The organism is Streptomyces sp. NPDC001406 (assembly GCF_042895285.1).
GTDB lineage: Bacteria > Actinomycetota > Actinomycetes > Streptomycetales > Streptomycetaceae > Streptomyces.
This window is the reverse complement of sequence record NZ_JBIAWG010000006.1, coordinates 443,310-463,674: the sequence shown is the minus strand read 5'-3', so window position 1 is coordinate 463,674 and position 20,365 is coordinate 443,310. Positions and strand designations below refer to the sequence as shown.

24 protein-coding genes and 4 pseudogenes are annotated in these 20,365 nt (G+C 69.8%); 14 read left to right on the top strand and 14 right to left on the bottom strand.

Annotation, left to right across the window (positions count from 1 at the left end; all coding sequences use genetic code 11):
- Positions 1 to 38: 38 nt before the first annotated feature.
- From ACFY1J_RS17570 to hisC, 5 genes are read left to right on the top strand one after another with little or no spacing between them, the layout of a single operon-like run.
- Positions 39 to 1,442 (top strand): FAD-binding oxidoreductase, encoded by a 1,404-nt coding sequence (locus ACFY1J_RS17570; RefSeq protein ID WP_390731472.1) that lies wholly within the window; start codon positions 39 to 41, stop codon positions 1,440 to 1,442.
- Entirely contained in the window at positions 1,439 to 2,665 is a 1,227-nt protein-coding gene (locus ACFY1J_RS17565; protein ID WP_390731471.1) for an MFS transporter, read from the top strand. Before ACFY1J_RS17570 ends, ACFY1J_RS17565 begins: the two co-directional genes overlap by 4 nt.
- Positions 2,647 to 3,486: a TauD/TfdA dioxygenase family protein gene (locus ACFY1J_RS17560; protein ID WP_390731470.1), complete on the top strand. Its 840-nt coding sequence runs from the start codon at positions 2,647 to 2,649 to the stop codon at positions 3,484 to 3,486. The genes ACFY1J_RS17565 and ACFY1J_RS17560 overlap by 19 nt, the downstream gene beginning before the upstream one ends.
- 31 nt (positions 3,487 to 3,517) lie before the next feature.
- On the top strand, positions 3,518 to 4,810 hold the full coding sequence (locus ACFY1J_RS17555; RefSeq protein ID WP_390731469.1) for an ATP-grasp domain-containing protein: 1,293 nt from the start codon (positions 3,518 to 3,520) through the stop codon (positions 4,808 to 4,810).
- 47 nt (positions 4,811 to 4,857) lie between these two features.
- Positions 4,858 to 5,925, top strand: a complete 1,068-nt coding sequence (gene hisC / locus ACFY1J_RS17550; RefSeq protein WP_390731468.1) for a histidinol-phosphate transaminase — start codon at positions 4,858 to 4,860, stop codon at positions 5,923 to 5,925.
- 310 nt (positions 5,926 to 6,235) lie between these two features.
- Here hisC and ACFY1J_RS17545 read toward each other — a convergent pair.
- Positions 6,236 to 7,392, bottom strand: a pseudogene (locus tag ACFY1J_RS17545) (transposase).
- Positions 7,393 to 7,573: 181 nt separating this feature from the next.
- On the opposite strand from ACFY1J_RS17545, the gene ACFY1J_RS17540 reads away from it, so the two are divergent.
- Both ACFY1J_RS17540 and ACFY1J_RS17535 read left to right on the top strand, forming a co-directional pair.
- Positions 7,574 to 7,870, top strand: a complete 297-nt coding sequence (locus ACFY1J_RS17540; RefSeq protein ID WP_390731467.1) for a hypothetical protein — start codon at positions 7,574 to 7,576, stop codon at positions 7,868 to 7,870.
- 156 nt (positions 7,871 to 8,026) lie between these two features.
- Positions 8,027 to 8,245, top strand: a pseudogene (locus ACFY1J_RS17535) (PRC-barrel domain-containing protein); the annotation flags it as partial.
- A 285-nt stretch (positions 8,246 to 8,530) separates the two neighbouring features.
- Here ACFY1J_RS17535 and ACFY1J_RS17530 read toward each other — a convergent pair.
- The 5 genes and pseudogenes from ACFY1J_RS17530 to ACFY1J_RS17510 form a co-directional block, all read right to left on the bottom strand.
- Positions 8,531 to 9,769 carry a PP2C family protein-serine/threonine phosphatase gene (locus ACFY1J_RS17530; RefSeq protein WP_390731466.1) on the bottom strand — a complete coding sequence of 413 codons (1,239 nt, stop codon included), beginning with the start codon at positions 9,767 to 9,769 and terminating at the stop codon, positions 8,531 to 8,533.
- Between the two features lie 295 nt (positions 9,770 to 10,064).
- Positions 10,065 to 10,376 (bottom strand): STAS domain-containing protein, encoded by a 312-nt coding sequence (locus ACFY1J_RS17525; protein ID WP_390705386.1) that lies wholly within the window; start codon positions 10,374 to 10,376, stop codon positions 10,065 to 10,067.
- Between the two features lie 324 nt (positions 10,377 to 10,700).
- Positions 10,701 to 11,300 (bottom strand): DUF5994 family protein, encoded by a 600-nt coding sequence (locus tag ACFY1J_RS17520; RefSeq protein ID WP_390705387.1) that lies wholly within the window; start codon positions 11,298 to 11,300, stop codon positions 10,701 to 10,703.
- Between the two features lie 143 nt (positions 11,301 to 11,443).
- Positions 11,444 to 11,792: pseudogene (locus tag ACFY1J_RS17515) on the bottom strand (hypothetical protein).
- Complete coding sequence (locus tag ACFY1J_RS17510) at positions 11,789 to 11,980, bottom strand: CsbD family protein (protein WP_048584893.1); 192 nt, start codon at positions 11,978 to 11,980, stop codon at positions 11,789 to 11,791. Before ACFY1J_RS17510 ends, ACFY1J_RS17515 begins: the two are co-directional and overlap by 4 nt.
- Before the next feature lie 311 nt (positions 11,981 to 12,291).
- Here ACFY1J_RS17510 and ACFY1J_RS17505 point away from each other — a divergent pair, with 311 nt between their 5' ends.
- Together ACFY1J_RS17505 and ACFY1J_RS17500 are read left to right on the top strand one after the other, a co-directional pair.
- On the top strand, positions 12,292 to 13,293 hold the full coding sequence (locus ACFY1J_RS17505) for an acyl-CoA desaturase (RefSeq protein WP_390731465.1): 1,002 nt from the start codon (positions 12,292 to 12,294) through the stop codon (positions 13,291 to 13,293).
- A 42-nt stretch (positions 13,294 to 13,335) separates the two neighbouring features.
- The gene (locus ACFY1J_RS17500; RefSeq protein WP_390731464.1) at positions 13,336 to 13,734 is read left to right on the top strand and encodes a DUF5994 family protein; all 399 of its coding nucleotides are present in this window, start codon (positions 13,336 to 13,338) and stop codon (positions 13,732 to 13,734) included.
- 31 nt (positions 13,735 to 13,765) lie between these two features.
- Here the strand turns inward: ACFY1J_RS17500 and ACFY1J_RS17495 are convergent, their stop codons facing one another.
- The 4 genes and pseudogenes from ACFY1J_RS17495 to ACFY1J_RS17480 all read right to left on the bottom strand — a co-directional run bounded on the left by ACFY1J_RS17495 (position 13,766) and on the right by ACFY1J_RS17480 (position 15,071).
- The gene (locus tag ACFY1J_RS17495; protein WP_390706270.1) at positions 13,766 to 13,978 is read right to left on the bottom strand and encodes a hypothetical protein; all 213 of its coding nucleotides are present in this window, start codon (positions 13,976 to 13,978) and stop codon (positions 13,766 to 13,768) included.
- 115 nt (positions 13,979 to 14,093) lie between these two features.
- Positions 14,094 to 14,327, bottom strand: a pseudogene (locus ACFY1J_RS17490) (DUF5994 family protein); the annotation flags it as partial.
- A gap of 293 nt (positions 14,328 to 14,620) precedes the next feature.
- Positions 14,621 to 14,794 (bottom strand): CsbD family protein, encoded by a 174-nt coding sequence (locus tag ACFY1J_RS17485; protein WP_390705390.1) that lies wholly within the window; start codon positions 14,792 to 14,794, stop codon positions 14,621 to 14,623.
- A gap of 91 nt (positions 14,795 to 14,885) precedes the next feature.
- Entirely contained in the window at positions 14,886 to 15,071 is a 186-nt protein-coding gene (locus ACFY1J_RS17480; protein ID WP_390731463.1) for a hydrophobic protein, read from the bottom strand.
- A 713-nt stretch (positions 15,072 to 15,784) separates the two neighbouring features.
- On the opposite strand from ACFY1J_RS17480, the gene ACFY1J_RS17475 reads away from it, so the two are divergent.
- The 5 genes from ACFY1J_RS17475 (at position 15,785) to ACFY1J_RS17455 (ending at position 17,450) form a co-directional block, all read left to right on the top strand.
- Positions 15,785 to 16,081 (top strand): hypothetical protein, encoded by a 297-nt coding sequence (locus tag ACFY1J_RS17475; protein ID WP_390731462.1) that lies wholly within the window; start codon positions 15,785 to 15,787, stop codon positions 16,079 to 16,081.
- A gap of 84 nt (positions 16,082 to 16,165) precedes the next feature.
- A complete protein-coding gene (locus tag ACFY1J_RS17470) occupies positions 16,166 to 16,555 on the top strand; it encodes an ANTAR domain-containing protein (protein ID WP_390705394.1) in 390 nt (129 codons plus the stop codon).
- A complete protein-coding gene (locus ACFY1J_RS17465) occupies positions 16,552 to 16,908 on the top strand; it encodes a PRC-barrel domain-containing protein (protein ID WP_390705395.1) in 357 nt (118 codons plus the stop codon). Before ACFY1J_RS17470 ends, ACFY1J_RS17465 begins: the two co-directional genes overlap by 4 nt.
- Positions 16,909 to 16,948: 40 nt before the next feature.
- Positions 16,949 to 17,308, top strand: a complete 360-nt coding sequence (locus ACFY1J_RS17460) for an ANTAR domain-containing protein (protein WP_390705396.1) — start codon at positions 16,949 to 16,951, stop codon at positions 17,306 to 17,308.
- A 34-nt stretch (positions 17,309 to 17,342) separates the two neighbouring features.
- Positions 17,343 to 17,450, top strand: a complete 108-nt coding sequence (locus ACFY1J_RS17455) for a DUF1206 domain-containing protein (RefSeq protein WP_390705397.1) — start codon at positions 17,343 to 17,345, stop codon at positions 17,448 to 17,450.
- Between the two features lie 177 nt (positions 17,451 to 17,627).
- Here the strand turns inward: ACFY1J_RS17455 and ACFY1J_RS17450 are convergent, their stop codons facing one another.
- The 4 genes from ACFY1J_RS17450 to ACFY1J_RS17435 form a co-directional block, all read right to left on the bottom strand.
- Entirely contained in the window at positions 17,628 to 18,344 is a 717-nt protein-coding gene (locus ACFY1J_RS17450; RefSeq protein ID WP_390705398.1) for a GAF and ANTAR domain-containing protein, read from the bottom strand.
- A gap of 78 nt (positions 18,345 to 18,422) precedes the next feature.
- Complete coding sequence (locus tag ACFY1J_RS17445) at positions 18,423 to 19,184, bottom strand: ANTAR domain-containing protein (RefSeq protein ID WP_390705399.1); 762 nt, start codon at positions 19,182 to 19,184, stop codon at positions 18,423 to 18,425.
- Entirely contained in the window at positions 19,181 to 19,846 is a 666-nt protein-coding gene (locus ACFY1J_RS17440; RefSeq protein WP_390705400.1) for a hypothetical protein, read from the bottom strand. Before ACFY1J_RS17440 ends, ACFY1J_RS17445 begins: the two co-directional genes overlap by 4 nt.
- The gene (locus ACFY1J_RS17435) at positions 19,843 to 20,268 is read right to left on the bottom strand and encodes an STAS domain-containing protein (RefSeq protein WP_390731461.1); all 426 of its coding nucleotides are present in this window, start codon (positions 20,266 to 20,268) and stop codon (positions 19,843 to 19,845) included. The genes ACFY1J_RS17440 and ACFY1J_RS17435 overlap by 4 nt, the downstream gene beginning before the upstream one ends.
- Positions 20,269 to 20,365: the final 97 nt, after the last annotated feature.

The following is a 20,365-nucleotide window of genomic DNA, read 5'->3' as shown; positions in this document are numbered from 1 at the left end:
GCCCGCGCGATCCTCGTCGGCGGCGAGGACGGCACCCCGTGAGCCTGATCCACCGGCTGCGGGAGGCGCTGGGCGGTGCCGCCGTGCTCACCGATCCCGACGCGACCGAGGGCTACGCCCGCGACATGATGCCGCTCGCCCCGGCGGGCCGCCCCCTCGCCGTGGTGCTGCCCGCCGACACCGCCGGGGTGCAGGCCTGCGTCCGCGCGTGTGCCGAGGCCGGCGTACCCGTCGTCCCGCGCGGTGCGGGCAGCGGTCTGACCGGCGGCGCCAACGCGGTGGACGGATGCGTCGTCCTGGTCACCACCCGGATGGACCGGATCCTCGAACTCGACGCGGACAACCGCCTGGCCGTCGTCCAGCCCGGAGTCGTCAACCGCACGCTCCGGGACGCGGCCGCCGCACACGGCCTCTTCTACCCGCCGGACCCCTCCAGCCTCGAATGGTGCACGCTCGGCGGCAACCTCGCCACGGACGCTGGCGGCCTGTGCTGCGGAAAGTACGGCGTGACCAGCGATGCCGTCCTCGGCCTCGAAGTCGTCCTGGCCGACGGCTCGTTGCTCACCACGGGCCGCAGGACCGTCAAGGGCGTGGCCGGTTACGACCTGACCCGGCTGTTCGTCGGCAGCGAGGGCACGCTCGGGATCATCACCGAGGCGACGCTGAAGCTGCGTCCGCTGCCCGCCGCGCCGGGCACGATCGTCGCCGCCTTCGACTCCGTCGAGCGGGCCGGGGAGGCCGTCAACCGCGTGGTCCGGGCCGGGCTGGTGCCCTCCCTGATGGAGATCATGGACGCCACCTCCCTGCGGGCGTCCGCCGAGTACCTGCGGGCGGACCTCGGCGCGGGCGACAGCAACGCCCTGCTGCTGTGCCAGTCGGACGCGGGCGGCGAGCAGGCAGCCGCCGAACTGGACTCCATGGAGCGGCTGTTCAAGGACACCGGCGCGCAATGGACGCACGCGACCACGGACCCGGCCGAGGGTGGTCTGTTGCTCCGGGCCCGCCGGGTGTCCCTGCCGGCCCTGGAGGCGCGCGGCGCCTGCCTGACCGAGGACGTGGCGGTGCCCCGCACCCGGATCGCCGAACTCATGGCCGGCTGCGAGAGGATCGGGGCGCAGGAGGGACTGACCGTGGCCGTCGTAGGCCACGCGGGCGACGGCAACATGCACCCCACCGTCCTGTACGACAGGGCCTCGGCTGAGGAGTACGCCCGTGCCCGCGGCGCCTTCGACACCATCCTCGCCCTCGCCCTGTCGCTCGGCGGCACCGTCACCGGCGAGCACGGCATCGGCAAGCTCAAGACCGAGTGGCTGGAGAGGGAACTGGGGCCCGTCTCGATGCGGGTCCACCGGCAGCTGAAGGACGCCCTCGACCCCGCGGGCCTGTTCAATCCGGGCGCGTTGTTCGCCCGCCGGCGCCCGGCGGGCGGGCGCACTCCGTGATCACCCGTACCGTCCGCGCCGTCGCGGGGCTCCCCGCACCGCTGCGCACCCTGTTCTTCACCACCCTGATCTTCCGTACGGGCACGATGGCCTATCCGTTCCTCGCCGCCCACCTGCTGGTGCACGAGGGACTGGGCAGGGGCACGGCCGGCACCGTTCTCGTCTGCTTCGGCGTGGGCGCCCTCGGCGCCGACCTGGCGGCGAGCGTCCTGCTCGGCAGGGTGAGCGCCCGTGCGCTGATGCTGGGCGGCCTGGTGCTCAACGGGGCGGTCCTGGCCGTGTTCCCCTTCCTGCACGGTCTGGCGCCGCTGGTCGCCTCCGTCGTCGTGTGGGGCTTCGCATACGAGATCTTCACCCCGGCCGCGTACTCGGCGACCGTCGCCGCCGCCGGTTCCGAGGAGCGGAAGGTCGCCTTCTCCTGCTACCGGCTCGCCATCAACCTCGGCATGGCCGCCGGGCCCGTCGCGGGCGGGCTGCTCTTCGCCGTCGAGCCGCGGCTGGTGTTCTGGGCCAACGCCGGCTGCGCCCTGACCGCCGCCGGACACCTCGCGGCACGCTCCCGTGGAGCGCCGTCCGCCGCCCCGGCAGGACGCGACACCCCGAAGACCGGTGCCGTCCCGCGCACCCGGTACGAACGGACCCGCTTCTGGACGATCTTCGGTCTCTCGTTGCCCGTCCAGCTCGCCTACTCGCTGCCGTCCGTCTTCGTCTCCACCTACGTCATCGTCGGACTGGGGCTGCCCGGGTACTGGGCGGGCGTCGTCTTCGCCGTCAACGCGGCGGGCATCGTCCTGTTCGAGGTCCCCCTCAACGTAAGGATGGCCAGGACGGGACACCTGCCCACCCTGCTCCTGGGCTTCGGCCTCGCGGGCGCCGGGTTCCTGCTGATGGCGCTGTCCGGATCGGGCCCGTCGCTCGTCCTGTCCACGCTCGTGTGGACTGCCGGGGAGACCATCGTGTTCCCGGGGCTCCTCGGCTACGTCAGCGAGTTGTCCGGCGAGGCCTCGGCGGACCGCAACCTCAGCCTCTACTCCACCGGCGTCAACATCGCCTTCATCCTGGCGCCCCACCTCTCCCTGCTGCTCGCCCGGCCGTCCGCCCCCGGTATCCCGTGGGCCGTCGCGGGCGGCGCCCTGTGCGTCGCCTGGCTCCTGCTGACGGTGGCCCGCAGCAGCCCCCACACCTGGTACAAGGAGGAACCTTCATGCACCGACGCGATCTGACCCCGTTCATCGGCGTCGAGTACACCGGAGTCACCCACGAGGACCTGCGGAGCGAGGAACTCTTCGCAGACGTCGTCGACTCCGTCCACCGGCGCGACCTGGTGGTGCTCCGGGGCATCCGGCTGACACCCGAGCAGCAGATCGGGCTCGCCGCCCGCCTCGGCACCCCCGTCCCCTTCCTGCTGAGCGACTGGCGCCACCCGGAGTTCGCCGAGATCCTCGTCTCCTCCAACGAGCGCCGGCAGAACAAGCCCGTCGGCGTCCCCCGGGTCGGAAACTTCTGGCACCAGGACTCGTCGTACAACGCGCGCCCGGCCGAGTACACGGTGCTGCACGGGGTGAACGTGCCGGCGGAGCACGGCCACACCCTCTTCGCGTCCGCCACCGACGTCCACGACCGGCTGCCCGAGGCGTGGAAGACCCGCCTGGAGGGCCTCACCGGACGGCACACCCTGACCAGGCAGCAGCGCATCGAGCCCCGCCACGTGGGCCTGTCCATCGCCGAGATGCGGGCCCTTGTCGCCCACGAGTACCCGGCGGTCGAGCACCCCGTCGTCCGCCGCGACGCCTTCACCGGCCGGCGCTTCCTGTATGCCGCCCGGGAGTACATGGAAGCGGTCGTCGGTCTCGACGCCAACGGCAACGACGAGTTCTTCGACCTGGTCGACTCCCTGGTGCAGGACCCCGCGCACGTCTACGAGCACCACTGGACGCCCGACGACCTGCTGATCTGGAAGACCGCGACCACCTACCACCGGGCCACCGACCTCCCGGAGGGCGTCGGCCGGACCGTGCACCGCATCAGCGTCGCCGCTGCCTGACCGGCCGCGCACGGAAAGGACCCGACCTCCCATGAGTCACCCCGCCCCGAGCCGTCCCGTCGGCGTCGTCGTCGACGCGTACTCGATCGGCAAGTTCCTGCCCGCCGCGTTCCAGCGGCTCGGCGCCGACGTCGTCCACCTGCAGTCCACCCCGGAGTTCCTCGCCTCGGTACCGCCCCCGGACCTCGGGCCGTACATCGCCAACGTGGTGCACGGCACCAGCGACTGGGACCGCACCGCCAAGGAACTCGCCGCCTACGCCCCTGTCGGCGTGCTGCCCGGGCAGGAGACCGGCGTCCCCCCGGCCGACACCGTCGCCGAGCGGCTGGGCCTGCCCGGCAACCCGGCCGCGACCTCCGCCGTGCGCCGCGACAAGTACCGGATGATCGAGGCGCTGCGAGCCGCCGGGCTGCGCTGCGCCCGGCAGCTGAAGTCAGCGGACGCCGCCGAGATCGTCGACTGGGCCGAGCGCGACGCCGGTTACCCCGTAGTGGTCAAGCCGCTCAGCTCGGCCTCCACCGACGGTGTCTCGATCTGCCGCAGCGCCGAGGAGATCCGCACCGCCGTGGCCGCCGTCCTCGGCACCTGCGACATCTTCGAGCGCTGCAACGCCGAAGTCCTCGCGCAGTCCTTCCTGCGGGGCCCCGAGTACATCGTGGACATCGTCCGGGGGCCCGGCGGTGGGCGCCATGTGTGCGGGGTGTGGCGGTACGAGAAGACGGAGACCGGCACCAAGCGGATCTACGACAAGGACATCCTGCTCGACCCGGACAGCCCCGGGGTGCCCGTCCTCGTCGACTACGTGGACCGCGTCCTCGACGCCCTCGACATCCGCTTCGGCGCAGCCCACGCCGAGGTCGTGATGACCCCCGAGGGCCCCGCACTCGTCGAGGTCGGGGCCCGGCTCAACGGGAACATGGAGCCCGCCGTCCACGACACCTGCATGGACGGCAACCAGGCGGACCTGCTCGCCCTCGCCTGCGTACGCCCCGAGGAGTTCCAGCGCAGGTATGCCGGCCGCACGATGTACCGCAAGCACCGGGAAGCCCTCGTCGTGCACGGGCAGACCACCCGGGAAGGAACCGTCGAGGAGATCGACGAGGACGTCCTCGCCCGGATCGCCGCCCTGCGCACGGTCCGCCTGGCCGTGCCCCGGCTTCGCCCCGGCGACCGGATGCGCCCGACCACCGATCTGCTCTCCAGCCCGCTGCGGGTCTTTCTGGTCGGGGACCGTCCCGAAGACCTGCTCGCCGACCACCGGCGGATACAGGGCCTGCAGGACGGAGTCTTCCGGCTCGCCGAGCCGGTCGGGGCGACGCGCTGAGCCGGCCGCATCGCCCCACGCCGCACGCACGAAAGGAAGCTGCCCCCATGGGTGTTCCCACCCGAGCCGATCTGGCCGGCATCCCCGGCTACATCATTCCCGGCCGGCCTCCGGGCGCGATCCTGCTCAACTCGAACGAGAGCTCCCTGCCGCCGCTGCCCTCGGTCGTCGAGGCGATCACCCGGGCCGCTGCCGAGGGAAACCGGTACCCGCAGTGGTTCTCCGAGGACCTGGTGGCGCGGCTCGCCGTCGAGCTGCGGGTCCCGGAGTCCTCGCTCGCGATCGGCTGCGGTTCGGTGAGCCTGTGCCAGCAACTCGTCCAGGCCTACTGCGCGCCGGGCGACGAAGTGCTCTGCGCCTGGCGTTCGTTCGAGGCGTACCCCGTCTTCGCGCGGGTCGCCGGGGTGCACGCCCGTACCGTCCCGCTGGATGCCGAGCACCGCCATGACCTCGCCGCCATGGCGGACGCCCTCTCCCCGGCGACCCGCGTGGTCTTCGTCTGCAATCCCAACAACCCCACCGGCACGGCGGTAAGCGCCCGGGAGGTGCGCGAGTTCGTGGAGCGGGTCCCCGACGACGTCCTCATGGTCCTGGACGAGGCATACCGTGAGTTCGTGACGGACCCTGACGTACTGGACGGTGTGCTGCTCACCCGTGAGCACGAGAACGTGGCCGTCCTGCGGACCTTCTCCAAGGCCTATGGGCTCGCCGGCATTCGGGTCGGGTACTGCGTCGGGGCGCCCGCCGTCGTCTCGGCGGTCAACAAAGTCGCCGTCCCCTTCGCGGTCAGTCGGCCGGCACAGGCGGCGGCGACAGCCGCACTGGCGGACACCGAGCGGGTGGGCGAGCGCTGCCGGACCGTGGCGGCGGAACGCGAACGCGTGCGGGACACGCTGCTGAGGGCGGGCTTGCACGTCCCGGCGTCCCAGGCGAACTTCCTCTGGCTTCCCCTGGGTCACAGATCGAGCGACTTCGCCGCTTTCTGTGCTCGACGCGGTGTCGTGGTCCGGCTCTTCGGAAACGAGGGGGTACGCGTCACGGTCGGTCTGCGGCAGGAGAACGACGTCTTCCTGCACGCCGCGGAAGAGTTCGCTGCGATCACACTGCACGGGTGAGTTGACTCGTCGGTCATACCGATGGCCAACAAGGCGCGCTGCTCACCTCTCCGAGCCTCCGCAGCGCATGGCACGTTCCTGCACAGGGACGCCCCGTAGGCAAGTCCGCCTGCCGACCCAGTACGTCCGGGAAGCGGTCGCACCGCCAGCGCGGACTGGCGGGCGGTTCCCTCGCACCCACCGCCGCACCTCATCCTGCGGGGCCACGCCTTGGGCATTTGAGTGAACCGCTGCCCACCTCCCCTCCACCGGGCCAGCCGAGAGGAGGAGACTGCCCGCCATCAAGGTCATGCCCCGCGGGGTGGTGTAGTCACGGCAGCTGGTTCGGTTCCGGTTGTGGGGTGATCTGCGGCTCGGGTTCGGTTGCCTTGGTGGTGAAGAGCTCGGCCATGGAGGCTTCCGGCAGGTAGCGGCGGTCGAAGACCTGCCACTCGTCGGGGAGTTTCGGCCAGCACCGCGGCGGCGAGCCGGTCCAGGGCGGCGGGGTTGGGAAAGACCTGGACGACGTCGGCCCGCCGCTTGATCTCCCGATTCAGCCGCTCCAGCGGGTTGGTCGACCAGATCTTCTTCCAGTGCGCCGACGGGAAGTCGGCGAACGCGGTGATGTCCGTCGCCGCATCCAACAGCATCGTCTTGACCTGCGGGAACTGCCGTCCGAGCATGTCGGCGACCACATTCAGCTGGGTGCGCACCTGCTCTCCGGTGGTCTGCGCGAAGATGGTGCGGATGGGCGCGGCGACCATCTCCCCGGAGCCCCTCTCGATCACCGAGAACACGTCCCGGACGAAGTGAACCCGGTACCTTTGCCAGGCCGCGCCGAGGAAAACGGTGCGGATCGCGGCCACCAGCTCGCTGTGGCTGTCGGAGATGACCAGCTGGACGTGCTCCAGGCCACGGGCCTGCAGCGAGCGCAGGAACTTCGTCCAAAACGGTGGCGATGACCACGGCCTGGGAGACGATCCGGTGATTCACCCTCGCCTTGCAGTAGGTGGCGTCCAGGAAGACGTAGGGGAAGACGGTGTGGTCCAGCGGCCGCTCCTTGATCGCGGCCAGTTCCTCGTCCAGCTCACCGCAGATGCGGGAGACCTCGGACTTGGAGATCCCGCTGTCCGCACCGAGTGCTTTGACCAGGTCGTCGACCGAGCGGGTCGAGACACCGTGCACGTATGCCTCCATCACCACGGCGAACAACGCCCGGTCGATCCGCCGACGCCGCTCCAGCAACGACGGGAAGAACGACCCGCTCCGCACCTTCGGGATCTTCGGGTCCAGATCGCCGGCCCAGCAGCCTCTCCCGATGTCCATTGCGGCAGGTCGTGCGCGTCTCGGAGTGCTCGCGCGGCGCGGCACCGATCACCTCGGTGGCCTCGGCCTCGATCAGCTCCTGCAGGATGCGCTCGCACACCACCCTGATTGCTCAACTCCATCGGCCCGACGTAGTGACTCAAGCAGCCGCACGTTTGAGATCGGCGTCCGTGACCTTTCGCGCGGAGCCCGGCGGGTCCGAACAGGTCTCAAGCAGCCATCCATGCCGGGCAGGACGCGCTTGCGTCGCACGCTGTGCGCAACCGTTGGGCAGGACTACGCTGTGGGGTGAGGCCCCAGTCCCCGGTATCGATGCTGTGTCCCGCTCCCGGGGAGGCCCACTGTGTTCGTCCTGCTCCTCACTCTCATCGCGGTCCTGTTCGGCTTCGGCTTCCTCGGTCCCATTTGGTGGGTGGCTGCGGCGGTGCTGGTCTATGCCGCTACCCGACACGGCCGCGATCGTGGCGGCGGCCGGAGCCGCAGCGGCAGTTCCGATCTCGGGGACTACCGGGACTACCGCGAGCGCCGGAATCGCCAGGAACGCTGGGACCGCCGCTACAGCCGTCAGAATCGGGCGCGTTGGCGGCGCGAGGACCGTCGGGACCGCGAACACCGCAGTACCCGTGAAGTGGCCGGGTAGCCACGGGTTGCGTTCGGAGGCGGCCGGGGCCCTGGTCGCCGCCTGGGAGGGCAAGTCGCTCCCGGTGCGGATGCAGCGTGCGCTGCGGCGATTTCACGCGGAGATCCAGGGGGTGACTCACGACCGCCAGGCGTGTCGTCCAGGTAGGGAGAGGTCGTGGTTCACGCAGCCGACGTCCGAGAATGGCGCAACCGCGATGTCGTCTACACCGAGTCGTACAAGATCGGTGTCTTGGAGGCGGTCTATGTGGACACCACTACCGATGAGCCGGCCATGGCCGCGGTACGGACGGGACTGCCCACCCGGCATCGTCTTGTCTTCGTCCCTTTTGAGGACGCGATAGTCGGGCCGGGCCGTCTCAGGGTCGGTTATGTGACAGGCGAAGAGTCCGCACCCCGTAGCCATCTGTGTTCAGCAACGGCATGCCGCCGGGGTCTGGGACGTCTGCACAGCAGCGTAGTCCTTCGCGTCGTGTGACCGCGGTCCGAAGCAGCCCAATCTCAGGATATGGACGGTGCAAAAGACGCGGTGGCTCGCGCATGTCCGAGGCATCGCAACAGGAATTGGACAGAAAGCACTCGTGACGGCTGGCGGAGTACGGCACCTCGTGCACCCCCAGGAGGTGGCTCGCATGACGGAGCCGGTCGTGCGGTTGTCGGCTCACTCCAGGAGCACGAGGTGGTCGGCGGCGCCCCCTTGCCATTCGATCAGGAAGAGGGCCGCGTCGTCGCTGGTGCGGCCGCCCCGTTGCTGCTTCAGGGCGTGGGAGAGTGCGCGCACCACCGCGCGTACTCCCTTCTCCGTGTGTTCGATGCGGTTGACCCAGTGGATGAGTTGTTCTTCGCCGAATTGTTCTTCGCCGGCTTCGTGTTCCTCGATCAGGCCGTCGGTGAAGCACAGCACCCGGTCACCGCGTTGGAGCCTCTGCTGGCTGGTCCGGGGCTCTTTACCGCCGAAGCCGACGGGAAAGGTGGTCGGGCCGCGCAGTTGCCGGACGACCTTGTGGTCGCGGATCAGCAGCGGTGCAGGGTGGCCCGCGTTGACCCACTGCAGATGGCCCGTTGCGATGTTCAGACGCATCATCTGCGCGGTGACGAAGTGGTCGGGCCCGAACTGGTCGGCGATGGCCCGGTCCATGAACGCATAGATCTCCGACAGGCCGATGTCGGCACGTCTGGCGTGCCGGTAGGCCCCGACGGCGACGGTCGCCATCGTGGCGGCGTCCAGACCGTGGCCCATCGCATCGACCATGGCCACGTGCAGGATGTCCTCGTTGAGGGCGTAGTCGAAGCTGTCGCCTGCGACGTCGTAGGCGGGCTCCAGGATTCCGGCCACTGCTGCCTGTGGGACGGACATCGCCAGCGGCGGCAGCAGGGACCACTGGATCTCCGCGGCCACGCTCATCGGTTCGCGGCGCCGGGCGAGGAAGAACTGGTCGGTGTAGCTGTGCTTGGTGACCAGCATGTCGGCGACCAGACCGGCGAGCCTGCGCAGGAGCCGCCGGTCGTCGTCGACGGTGTCCAGGGTGAGGGCCATCACTCCCACCTGGTCGCTGCCGTCCAGCAACGGTAGGTACATCCGGACGCCGTCGGGCTGCGGCACCTCGACAGTGGTCGCGTGCAGGAAGGCCATGCCGGCGGGAGAGTCACCGATCGGCTCGGGCTCGCCGACCATCAGCCGCCGACCCGGCAGTGGCACCAGCACCAGCTGGCCGTAGTCCTGCAGCAGGATCGAGACGTCGCGGCCACCGACCCTGGCCACCTCTTCCGCGATCAGCGGGGCGATCAGCTGCGGCGGCATCTGGTGTGCCCGGTCCAGCAGCACCCCCAGCAGCCGCTCACCGAACCCTTCCGACCGGTCCAGCATGCCCTCGTCGGGTTGGCGCTCACCTTCCGCCATAACTGCACTCCCGCACCGGCGTCGTCGAAGCTTCGGCCGCCGTGTCCATGCTCACCTCGTGCCGCGAGTCCAGCGCCCGCACCGACAGGCGCGGTCCGTCCTGCGGTCACGGCGGATGCGCTCGACCCGCTCACGTGATCTGTACACACGGGCTCCTGACACGACCGCGATCAACGCGCACAGAGTGACGCGGCGGGCCACGCCGAACAGCCCATTACGCCAGACGCGGCATGTCACACACGGTCGGAACAGATGGCTCTGGGTCCCGTTGTGCACCACCTCTCGCCCGGAGCCGTCACAGGAGCAGAAGATCGGAGCCGCTGTCCGTGAGGAGCCGTGCGGTCTGCGGGGACGGGTGGTGCAGTCGCAGGGACGCGTGGGTCTCGGCGGCGTGCCGCGACGCGTCGAGGAAGACGCTCAGGCCACTGTTGTCGCAGAGGCCGACGGTGGTCAGATCGACATCGATGGTGGTGATGCCGTCAAGCAGGCACCGCTCCAGAGCGGTGCGCACCTGGGGCGCGGTGGCCGGGTCGATCTCACCGGCCAGGGTGATCAGTGCTCGCCTGCCCCGGTGGTGCCGGTAGATGTTCAGCTGCGGAAGAGTCATGACGCCTCGGTTCATGGGACCCGGCCCTCTCCTCGCACAGTCATAGGCCCGGCGACGTACGGCTGCGGTGGCGAGGCGGGAACCGGCCGCGGCCCCCGTCGCGGTGGTCCAGCCGTTCGCCCGTGGTCGGCGACTCGGACCGGTCCGGACCCACCGGGGGCTTGCGGGGTGCCGCGGCAGCGGCGGCCGGGCAGGGGGGCGCTGTACCAGTGCACGGCGATTCTCTCGGCGTGCTGGATGTTGAGCCGGTGGATCACGTACGCCGCCCCTGCGATGAGAACCACGAAGGCGGCGGCCGTCAGGAAGGCGTTCATGGCGGCCACCTCACATACCGATGATCAGACGACTGGTCCGGCCGGGCGGACCGGTCTGTTCCGGAACGGCCGCGGCCACCGCCGAGGCGCCGCCCTCGTACTCCCATGCCTCGTCCGGGTCCAGTGGCTCGTCGGTCGCAGAGACGCCGTGCCGGGCCTCGTCCGCGGCGATGAGAGCGCTCGCAGTCAGTGGCGGGCCGTCGTAGTCGGACGCGGCAGCCATCAGACGGGCCGCCGACTCCGCGCCGGTCTCGGGCGGGATGACCAGCAGGTCCCAACGGCCGGTGCCGTAGGAGAGCAGCAGCAGCTTGTGCGGGTCGATTTCCGGGGTGAACCAGCCGACCTTGACGATGTGGCCGTCCACGGGAATCTTGCGGGGGATGACCGGCCAGTGCTCCGGGTTGACGGCGATGCGGGTGATGCGGCCCCACAAGGGGTCCAACACGTCGGTCAGTGCAGGCAGTTCGCTCAGCAGATCCCGGGAACGGGGCCACCAGGCACCGTCCAGAAGTCCACGAGAGGTGCCGTCGGTCTTCAGGGCGAGACGCGCGGCCGGGGCTGCGACGGGCTCGGATTGCGGCAGTGGTGGAAGCAAGGTCGCCCACATCATGCGGACCCGTCTCCGGGCCGCCTCTGCGGCGGCCCGGGTTTCATCTTTCGCCAAGAACGACCCGGCATGGTCGCCGGTGTGCGAATGCCCTCGGTACTGTCCACACTACTCCGCGCAACGCCGCGGCGCGGAGTAGTGGCTGCCTAGATGTGGAGCAGTCGCTGGATGATCTCCCGGTGCTGCCGCAGCGCGAGCCGGAGTCCGTCGGACTGTGCCTCCGGGGCCTGCTCCTGCCAGTCGTCGCGAAGGAGACGCCGCCGTTCCGCGAGGGCGTTCACGAGCTGGGCGGTGGCTTCGTCATAGGCGCTCTCGACCTCTTCCAGTGCCTCGAGCGGCGTGTCGGCGAAGGTGTTGAGAGCGTGCCGGAGGGACTGGACGATCTTGTCCTGTTTCGTCCGACGGGAGCAGCGGCTCCGGGCCTGGGGCGCGGCGCTCGGCGGGGCCCCGGGTCTGGCCCGCGGGCTGCTGGGCGCGTTTCTGGTCGTACATCATCGGGGGCCGCTTCCGTTCCGCCTGAAGGCGCCCTTGGCCTTCTCCGCGGCCTGCTTCAGGCTTCCGGAGACCCGGTCGGTCCTGCCTCGGCGCTGCAGTCGCCTGTTGCGGGTGACTCGGCCGAGTTCTTCCGTGATCCTGCCCTTCATCGTCTGCGCCTGGTTCTTGATGGTCCGTGAAACGGTCATGGCCGGCCTCACTGTTTGTTCGGTAGGTGGGTTCCCGCGAGGTCTGGGCGAGGCGGGAAGGCGGAATGCTTCGCCGTGTTGTTCCGGGGTGGCATGGCCCTGCACCGTGCTGCCAGTCAACGTCCGGCAACGGTCCCTGTCAACGCGGTCGCCACGCGATCCGGTCCCGCCTCGTCTCGGAGCGTGCGGGAGTACGGTGGAGAAAGCGAGGCTCTTCGTAGCCGGTGTCCGGCCCCCTCCTCGCGACTCCCATCCCATGGGCAGCCCGTGACCCCGGCCGCGCCATCCGTATCCAGGCCGAGGAACCACGTATGCCACTCAGCCCGAACACCTCCACCACGGTCGCACCGTCCGACCCCATCCCGCCGCCCCAGGGCTACGACGGGACGTCCCCCTTCCCGCCGGACGGCCCAGCGCCCGCGCGCGACGGCGGTGAGCGGCTGTATGTCATGGTGACGGCGGTGATCGTCGTTCTGCCGTTCGTGGCGATCGGCCTGGCCGGCTGGTTGCTGTGGGGGAATCTCATCCATCCCGCCGATATCGTGCTCGCCCTCGTCCTCTACACGATCACGGGTCTCGGCGTCACGGTCGGCTTCCACCGTGGCCTCACCCACGGCGGCTACCGGGCCGTCCGCCCCGTGCGGATCGCGCTCGCGGTGGCGGGGTCGATGAGTTTCCAGGGCGACGTCATCGGCTGGGTCGCCACCCACCGCCGCCACCACGCCTTCACCGACCGGCCCGGCGACCCGCACTCCCCGTACCGCTACGGCACGCATTTGCGAGGCCAGTTGCGCGGTCTGGTGCACGCTCACGTCGGCTGGCTGTTCCGCAACGACCGTACGCCGCCGGAGCGTTATGCCCCCGACCTCCTTGCCGACCGCGACATCCGTGCCGTCGCCCGCGCCTTCCCGGCGCTGTGCGTCCTCACGCTCGCCCTGCCGTTCGCGGTGGGCTGGGTCATCGGCGGTACGTGGGTGTACGGCGTAACCGCCCTGCTGTGGGCGGGACTTGTGCGCATCGCGCTGCTCCATCACGTCACCTGGAGTGTGAACTCGCTCTGTCACCTGATCGGTGAGCGTCCGTTCCGCACTCGGCGCCACGACCGGGCCACCAATCTGTGGCCCCTCGCCCTGCTCGCGTTCGGCGAGAGCTGGCACAACCTCCACCACGCCGACCCCACCAGCGCCCGCCACGGCGTCGACCGCGGCCAGCTCGACCCCTCCGCCGCTGTCATCCGCCTCCTCGAACGCCTCGGCTGGGTGCACGACGTGCGCTGGCCCACCGCGGAGCGGGTCGCGGCCCATCGCGCCTGACGCCGACCACTCGATCCCTTACGGCAGTTGGCAGGAGCCTTCATGACCACCGCACTGCAGTCCCCGCTTCCCTCCCACCCTCTCCTCCGCTTGCGCCTTGCGCCCCACGGCGGCATGCCCCGGCTCATCGACGGAGCGTGGTGGCCCCGTTCGTACGACCTGCTCGCCGAACTCCCCCAGCTGCTTGCTGGATTGCCGCGCGCGTGGGGCCACATCACCAGCGTCACCGTCAACGGGGCGACGTGGTCCGCGGTGCCCGGCCGGATCCTCGTCCTCAACCAGGTCGTACGACTGCACAGGACCGTGGCGGCATCAGCCCCGCACACCGTCGTCCTGCTCGCCCCCGGCCGGGGGCGCTGGGATCTGCTGGTCGTGCCTCCGGATACGACCGAGGAGGCCGCTGAACCGCTCATGGCGGCCGCGGCAAGTGGCCACGACTGATCCGGCCCACGACGGACTGCCCGGCGAATCATCAGGGCACCGACGGCCAGGTTCGGCGACGACGACCGTCACATCCCACCATCAGCCGGTCGGGCCGGCCGGTGGTGGCCTCGCACGACGAGGAGGTTTCGCCGGCCTGTTCCGCCGCCACGAGGGCGGTCGCGTTCGTCAGCGGGCCGGTGTTCGCGCTCGCGGTGGCCATCAGCCGGGCGGCCGAGGGGGCGCCCGGCTCCGGGGGGATCACCAGGAGGTCCCAGCCGCCTGCGGTGTAAGACAGCAGCAGGATCTTGTGCGAAATCCTGCTCCGACGTGAACCAGCCGACCTCCACCACATGGCCGTTGACGAGGATCTTGCGCGGGAGTGTCGGCCAGTAGCGCGGGTTGACGGCGATATGGGTGATCCGTCCCCACAGCGGATCCAGTACGTCCGCCAGAGCGGAGAGTTCGTGTGTCAGGTCACGTGACCGAGGCCACCAGGCGCCGTCCAACTCGACGTGCCCTGGTGAAGGACTCACGGATTTCAGCGCGAGGTGCGCGGTCGGGGTCCTGAAGGGAACGGCCCGTAGCGGGGGAGGAGAGGTGGTCGCGGACATCACGCGAACCCGTCTCCGGACCTCTGCGCGAGCGTAACTGCCCGGTGTCGTTGCTCACTGGGAACGACACCGGCATCGGAGCCGGTGTGCGAAATGCTTCCGATGCATTCACGCTACTCCCCGAAGAGGCCGAACGGGCCGCTCCTGGACGTCGGCTCGCTTCCGTCGGCGGTCGTCCTCCGAGGAGCGGCTGGTCTCACCCGACGATGAGCCGGCTTCATTTGCCGGCCAATTCCGCGTTGGCCTGCCGGGTGGCGTCCACGCGATCTGGGCGCCACCCGGGGCGTTCGTGGTCAGGGCCTGAAGGCGTCCTCGGCCTTGTCGCCCGACTGCTTCAGGTTTCCGGAGACCCGGTCGGTCCTGCCGTGCCGCTGCAGGCGCCTGTTGCGGTTGGTCTGGCCGATGCGTTCGGTGACCCGGTCCTTGAATGCCTGGGTCTTGTGCTTGATCGTCTGTCCGACGCTCATGGCTGTCCTCTGCTCGTTCGCTGGACGGGCTCCCGCGCGTGATCGCCGTACAGGCCGCTGTTCCCGTGGGTGGGAGAGCGTCTGGTGCGGACTACCCGCGGCTGCGGCCGTACCGGCGGCTGCCACCGCCGCGCCCACTGCCGCCGCGCCCGCGCATCGCGAAGCCGACGATCCAGACGACCAGCAGTACGGTGGCGACCCACCAAAGGGCCTGCAGGGTGAAGCCGAACCCGAACACCACCAGGATCAGCAGAAAGAGAAGGATCCACAGGATCATTGCCGGGCCTCCAGATCGCGGGAAGTTCCTGATTCCGCGGGGTCCGGGCGAAGCGGGAAGGTGGAATGCGTCGCCCGAGTGATCCGGAGCGGCATGGCCCTACGCCGTGCTGTCAGTCAACGCCTGGCAACTTCCCTTGTCAACGCGGTGTCGACACGGGGGAGTTCTGCGAGTTGGGCAGGGGCCGCTGGGGCAAGCGGAGCCTCGGCGGGGGTTTCGACCGGCTCGGCCGGCGGCGACGGCAGGACGTGGTCCTCCCACCAGGACAGGCCCATCACGGTGGCGAGCAGGACGAAGGGGGTCGAAGCGGGAACGATCAGCGCGTACATGCGTACCGCCTGCGGTGGATACGTGCGACAAGGCGGGCAGCGGATGGAGTGTGCCCGCATGGGGCGCATCGTGGCTGCGCCGGGATCGCGTAGCGACGGCGGGTGCGGGAGCGGCCCGTTGGCAAATGGGGCAGGTACCGGCACCGATGCGCCAGGTGCGCCCTTGAAGGAGCGCGAGAGGTGATCGACGCTGCCGGGGGCCCGGGCCGTACCGTGCACGCTAGCCTTCGCCGCGCTTCCTGGACAGACGGCAAGTGGCCATCCGGTCCCGGCGGAGGACACTGACGTGGGCCGCTTTCCGTAACCTCTGGGGAGGACTAGTCTGTTCGAAACAGGCCCCGGCCCCCGGCAGTGACGTTTTGTTCTGCTCCGGGGAGGCCCGCTGTGTTCGGTCTGCTTCTCATCCTCATCGTGGTCTTGTTCGGCCTCGGCTTCCTCAATCCCCTCTGGTGGGTGGCCGCGGCGGTGCTGGTCTACGGCGTCACCCGCCACGGCCGCGATCGCGGAGGAGGCTGGATGCGCGGCGACGGTTCCGATCTCGGGGACTACCGGGACTACGAGAACCGCCGGGACCGTCAGGACCGCTGGGACCGTCAGGACCGCTGGGACCGCCGCTACAGCCGACGGAACCGGGCGCGCTGGCGGCGCGAGGACCGTCGGGACCATGAACGCCGCGGGTGACCGATGAAGTTGCCCGACATCCAGAGGTTCCGGTGTGGCTTAAGGCAGGCCGGACATGCCGAGATCGTGGGGAGGGTGCGTGCCATGCATCGCACAACCATGCTCCCAGAGGATTGGTGGAATGTGGCGGCCGAGGCCCCGGTAGGGAATGCGGCCGGTCTGGATGTGATGGCGCTGCGCGCCGAGATCGATCAGCTGCGGCGGGCGCTGGACGGTCGTGCGGTGATCGATCAGGCGTGCGGCATGGTAATGGTCCTGGCCCCCTGCCGCCGTGGGCCGGCCAGGAGCCTGCTGGTGGACATGGCACGGCAGTGCCACACCAAACTTCCCGACGTGGCTGCGGCCGTGGTCGCCGCCTGGGAGGGTGAGCCGCTCTCGCGGTTGATGCAGCGTGCGTTGCGGCGGCTTTACGCGGAAGACCGGGGGTGCGACTCATCACAGGCGGATGAGCCGTCCGGAAGGGGAACGCCATGATTCACGCAGCCGACGTCCGCGAGTGGCGCAACCGCGACGTCGTCGATACCGAGGGCCACAAGATCGGTGTGCTCGAAGCGGTCTATGTGGACACCACCACGGACGAGCCGGCCGTGGCCACGGTACGGACCGGACTGCCCACCCGGCACCGTCTGCTCTTCGTCCCCATCGATGATGCGATCGCCGGGCCGGACTATCTCAAGGTCGGCTATGTCAAAACGCTGGTGAAACACGCTCCTTCGATCGGCACGGACGACGTGCTGCCCGCTGAACAGGAGGAAGCGATCTTCAAGCACTACGGACTGGCCTACAAGACCGGTGCGGCCGGAGAACGGCAACTGGCGCGCCGCTGACCGCCTACGGACAGGATGACTGCCCTGTGAGGTACGGACCATGTACCAGCTGACCACGCCCCGTGAAGAACAGCGGCTGTTGACGGCCGTGGCATCGGCGGAGGAAACGGCTCTACTGGCTGAGGTCGTCGAACTACGCGCCAGAAACGAGCAGTTGGGCCGTGCGCTGGCAAGCCGTGCGGTGATCGACCAGGCGCGCGGCATGGTGATGGCCCTGGCGCCGTGTTCCAGCGGCAGGGCATGGGACCTGCTGGTGGACGTGTCGCAGCACTGCAACGTGAAACTTCGGGACGTGGCTGCGGCTCTGGTCGCCGCGACGAAGGACGAGAGGCTCCCGGAGCCGATACAGCGGGAGTTGCGGCGGGCGCTGCGGCGCCTTCATCTGGCAGACCGGCGGTGACGCCATGCGTGCCCGGCGGACGGCACCGGGAGCTGTGAGCACACAGACACCGGTGGGGCCATGGCTCCTGGTTGTCGTCGCGATCGGGCTGGTTCTCTTCGGCGTCTTCTCCTTCGCCTCGGCCCGCTGGCGCCGCCTGTGAGCGCCCGACCCAAGCCGGATCCGCCGGCTCCTCCCGCAGACTCGCCCTTGGGCCCGAGCCGTCACCACGCAATCTCCGCCCGTGCGCAGACGGCGCACTCCAGAAGCACGGCCCGTGATCCGAGCGTGGTTCTTCGTGCTCGGGCAGCTGCGTGCGGTCACCGCCTCGGCGACGGTGTCAGGCCGACAGTCCGGGAAGGGGTTCGGAGTCGTCGATGAAGGCGCGGGCCAGATCGGACAGGCGCCGGTTGTGCGCACGGGCGTAGCCGCGCAGTGCGGTGAAGGCCTGTTCCATGTCGGTGTTGTGGCGTTCGGCGAGTTTGCCCTTGGCCTGTTCGATCAGTACGCGGCTGTTCAGTGCGGTCTGCAGCTGTTCGTTGAGGACGGTGCTGCGGTGTGCGGAGCGCTGTTGGAGCAGGCTGATGGTGGCGACGTCGGCCAGGGCCTGGGCGATGAGCGTGCCGGCCGGGTCGAAGGGGCCGGGGGCGGCGCGGAAGAGGTTCAGGGCGCCGACAGTCTCGTCCCGCAGGCGCATCGGCAGGGCCTGGACGGCTCCGAAGCCGCTGCGGTGGGCCGTCGCGACGAAGCGCGGCCAGCGGTCGATCTCCCGGGTCAGGTCGGGGACTGCCACCGGTGTGCCGGTGCGGAAGCACTCCAGGCAGGGGCCTTCGTCGTTTTGGAGCTGGAAGAGTTCCAGCAGCCGTACCTGTTCGTCGGAGGCGGCCATGACGCGCAGTTCGCCGTCGCGGTCGGCGAGGAGCACGCCTGCGGCGCTCGCGTCGAGCATTCCCACGCAGCGGTCGGTGAGCAGGCGCAGGAAGTCGATCAGGTCGAAGTCGGCGACCAGGTTGTCCGCCAGTTCGACGAAGGTCTTGGCCAGGAGCTGCTGATTCATCGTGTCACCCTCGATTGAGACTGGTCCCGCCGGAAGGGGGCGGGAAGCACGGCACGTTCATCGGATGGCACCAGTGCGTCAGGATTCCTCTTCGGTCCGTCTGGGCTCCGCGTCCGGGGAGAAGCGGAGCCGGTGGGCCACCACGTCGGCGGCCACGTCGTCGAGCCGGCGTCCCTGCATATAGGCGTAGGCGCGCAGCCGGACGAAGGCTTCGTCGATACCGACACCGAGCTGGACGGTGAGGATGCCGGTGGCCTGGTCGATCTCCGCCCGGTATCCGCCCAGGTCCTCGAAGTCGCGATCTGCCAGTACTCCGTCGACCGGTGCGCCCGTCTCCTCGATCCGTGCGTCGAGCAGGAGCAGCGTCGCGAGATCGGCGAAGACCAGTGCGTCGGCCAGCTCCTCCGCGTCCAGCACGGTCGGCACGTCGGCGTACAGGTCGAGAACTCCCGGGCTGATCGCCCCCATCTGCAGGGGGAGTGCGAAGACCGCCCGTGCCCCGGCCTCCAGGGCCGCATCGGCGAACATGGACCAGCGGTCCTGCAGTTCACCGGTGACCAGATCGGGCGTCAGGACGGCCGAGCCATGGGTGAAGGCATCCACGCATGGCCCCTCGCCCAGGGTGAGCTGCAGTTCCTCCAACTGCTCGCTGATGTCGTCGGTGCTGCACAGCGGATGACTCGCCGCGGTGCGGGACATCGCCGACAGCCCGGCCCCGCCGACCGGCAGCGCGGCCACCGCCGCCGTGCACACATCCACCACACCGACCCGGGCACCACGCAGGGCCGCCTGCTCGGCGACCAGCACCTGAATCCGGGCCGATCGACTGTCGGACCTCACCCGGGCCACCGCGTCCCGGCATCGTGAGCGAGGCCCTCCAGTCTCGCCGCGGTACGTTCCCCGACGGGAAGGACCAGCACCCGGAGCAGCGTGGCGCTGATCGGCCTCCAGGTCTCTCCTGCGTCCAGCCATCCCCAGGAACGGAGCGCAGCGGGAGTTGGGCGATCAGCCCGGTCCACCAAGGTGGCGCCGAGCGACGCCTGGTGGTCGCTCAGCAGCCGCTCCTGCAGTCGGCAGGCCCACTCACGACCCTGCGGGTGCGGCCGGACGAGGATGTCGGTGATCGCGAAGACAAGTCCCGACTCGGTGAGTTGCTCGATGCCACGCGGCTGTGCCCCGTCGAAACCGAGACACCAGAAGCCGTCGCTGCGCACCGGACATCCGAAAGCGCATCCCACCAGGCCGTTCGTCTCCGCGATCACCATGGCGAACCCCGGCCGACGGATCTCGCCAGTGAGACGGTTCAGAATGTCCTGGCCGCCGGGACGGCGGTACTCCTTACGGGGAGACGTCTTGCGGTAGTCCACGTACAGATCCGCGAGCTCCCCGCTCGCACCCAGTGCCCGCCAGCGGTTCACCCGACGTAACCGCACCGCGTCCGCGTCGGACCCCTCGCGGCCACGGGGCTTGTACGGCTGCCCCAGCTCCGACTGGGCCGTCACCGCACATCGCCCGAGAGTACAGAGGCAAGCGGAACAGTCCGCCGCGGCGGGGCTTGCGCGGTCGGGGCTGGGACATCCCCGAGAAGAGGTGACAGACGCCCGACCGGCGGGCCGAGGAGCAGGAACCCGGAGCCGGTGAGGTCGAGGATCAGGCCCAGTGTCGGTGGCGGGTGGTGCAGTCGCAGGATTCCGCCGGCCTCCGTGGTCAGCTGTGAAGCGTAAAGGAATGCATTGAGGCCGCTGCAGTCGCAGAAGGTCACGGGGGTGAGGTCGACATCGACGATGCGGATGCCGTCGCGCAGGCACCGCGCCAGTGCCGCGCGTACCAGCGGCGCCGATTCCAGGTCGATCTCACCGGCGAGGGTGATCAGCGCCCGGTTCCGTAGATCATGACGATAGATGGTGAGCTGTGGGAGGGGCATGACGCCTCGGTTCAGAAGACCGTCAGACAGCGCACGCGGTGACGCCAGGATTCCCGGCCCCCTTGGCGCGCTCCTGGCAGGGGCGTACGTTCGACGG

Excerpts from the sequence above, each read along its gene's own strand:
- ACFY1J_RS17520 (WP_390705387.1), bottom strand. The coding sequence starts at position 11,300 with ATGATGTGGGCGACCTTGCTTCCACCACTGCCGCAATCCGAGCCCGTC.
- ACFY1J_RS17485 (WP_390705390.1), bottom strand. The coding sequence starts at position 14,794 with ATGAGCGTCGGACAGACGATCAAGCACAAGACCCAGGCATTCAAGGAC.
- ACFY1J_RS17510 (WP_048584893.1), bottom strand. The coding sequence starts at position 11,980 with ATGACCGTTTCACGGACCATCAAGAACCAGGCGCAGACGATGAAGGGC.
- ACFY1J_RS17525 (WP_390705386.1), bottom strand. The coding sequence starts at position 10,376 with ATGACTCTTCCGCAGCTGAACATCTACCGGCACCACCGGGGCAGGCGA.
- ACFY1J_RS17450 (WP_390705398.1), bottom strand. The coding sequence starts at position 18,344 with ATGAATCAGCAGCTCCTGGCCAAGACCTTCGTCGAACTGGCGGACAAC.
- ACFY1J_RS17560 (WP_390731470.1), top strand. The coding sequence starts at position 2,647 with ATGCACCGACGCGATCTGACCCCGTTCATCGGCGTCGAGTACACCGGA.
- ACFY1J_RS17435 (WP_390731461.1), bottom strand. The coding sequence starts at position 20,268 with ATGCCCCTCCCACAGCTCACCATCTATCGTCATGATCTACGGAACCGG.
- ACFY1J_RS17470 (WP_390705394.1), top strand. The coding sequence starts at position 16,166 with ATGCATCGCACAACCATGCTCCCAGAGGATTGGTGGAATGTGGCGGCC.
- ACFY1J_RS17500 (WP_390731464.1), top strand. The coding sequence starts at position 13,336 with ATGACCACCGCACTGCAGTCCCCGCTTCCCTCCCACCCTCTCCTCCGC.
- ACFY1J_RS17460 (WP_390705396.1), top strand. The coding sequence starts at position 16,949 with ATGTACCAGCTGACCACGCCCCGTGAAGAACAGCGGCTGTTGACGGCC.
- ACFY1J_RS17480 (WP_390731463.1), bottom strand. The coding sequence starts at position 15,071 with ATGATCCTGTGGATCCTTCTCTTTCTGCTGATCCTGGTGGTGTTCGGG.
- ACFY1J_RS17530 (WP_390731466.1), bottom strand. The coding sequence starts at position 9,769 with ATGGCGGAAGGTGAGCGCCAACCCGACGAGGGCATGCTGGACCGGTCG.
- ACFY1J_RS17505 (WP_390731465.1), top strand. The coding sequence starts at position 12,292 with ATGCCACTCAGCCCGAACACCTCCACCACGGTCGCACCGTCCGACCCC.
- hisC (WP_390731468.1), top strand. The coding sequence starts at position 4,858 with ATGGGTGTTCCCACCCGAGCCGATCTGGCCGGCATCCCCGGCTACATC.
- ACFY1J_RS17555 (WP_390731469.1), top strand. The coding sequence starts at position 3,518 with ATGAGTCACCCCGCCCCGAGCCGTCCCGTCGGCGTCGTCGTCGACGCG.
- ACFY1J_RS17465 (WP_390705395.1), top strand. The coding sequence starts at position 16,552 with ATGATTCACGCAGCCGACGTCCGCGAGTGGCGCAACCGCGACGTCGTC.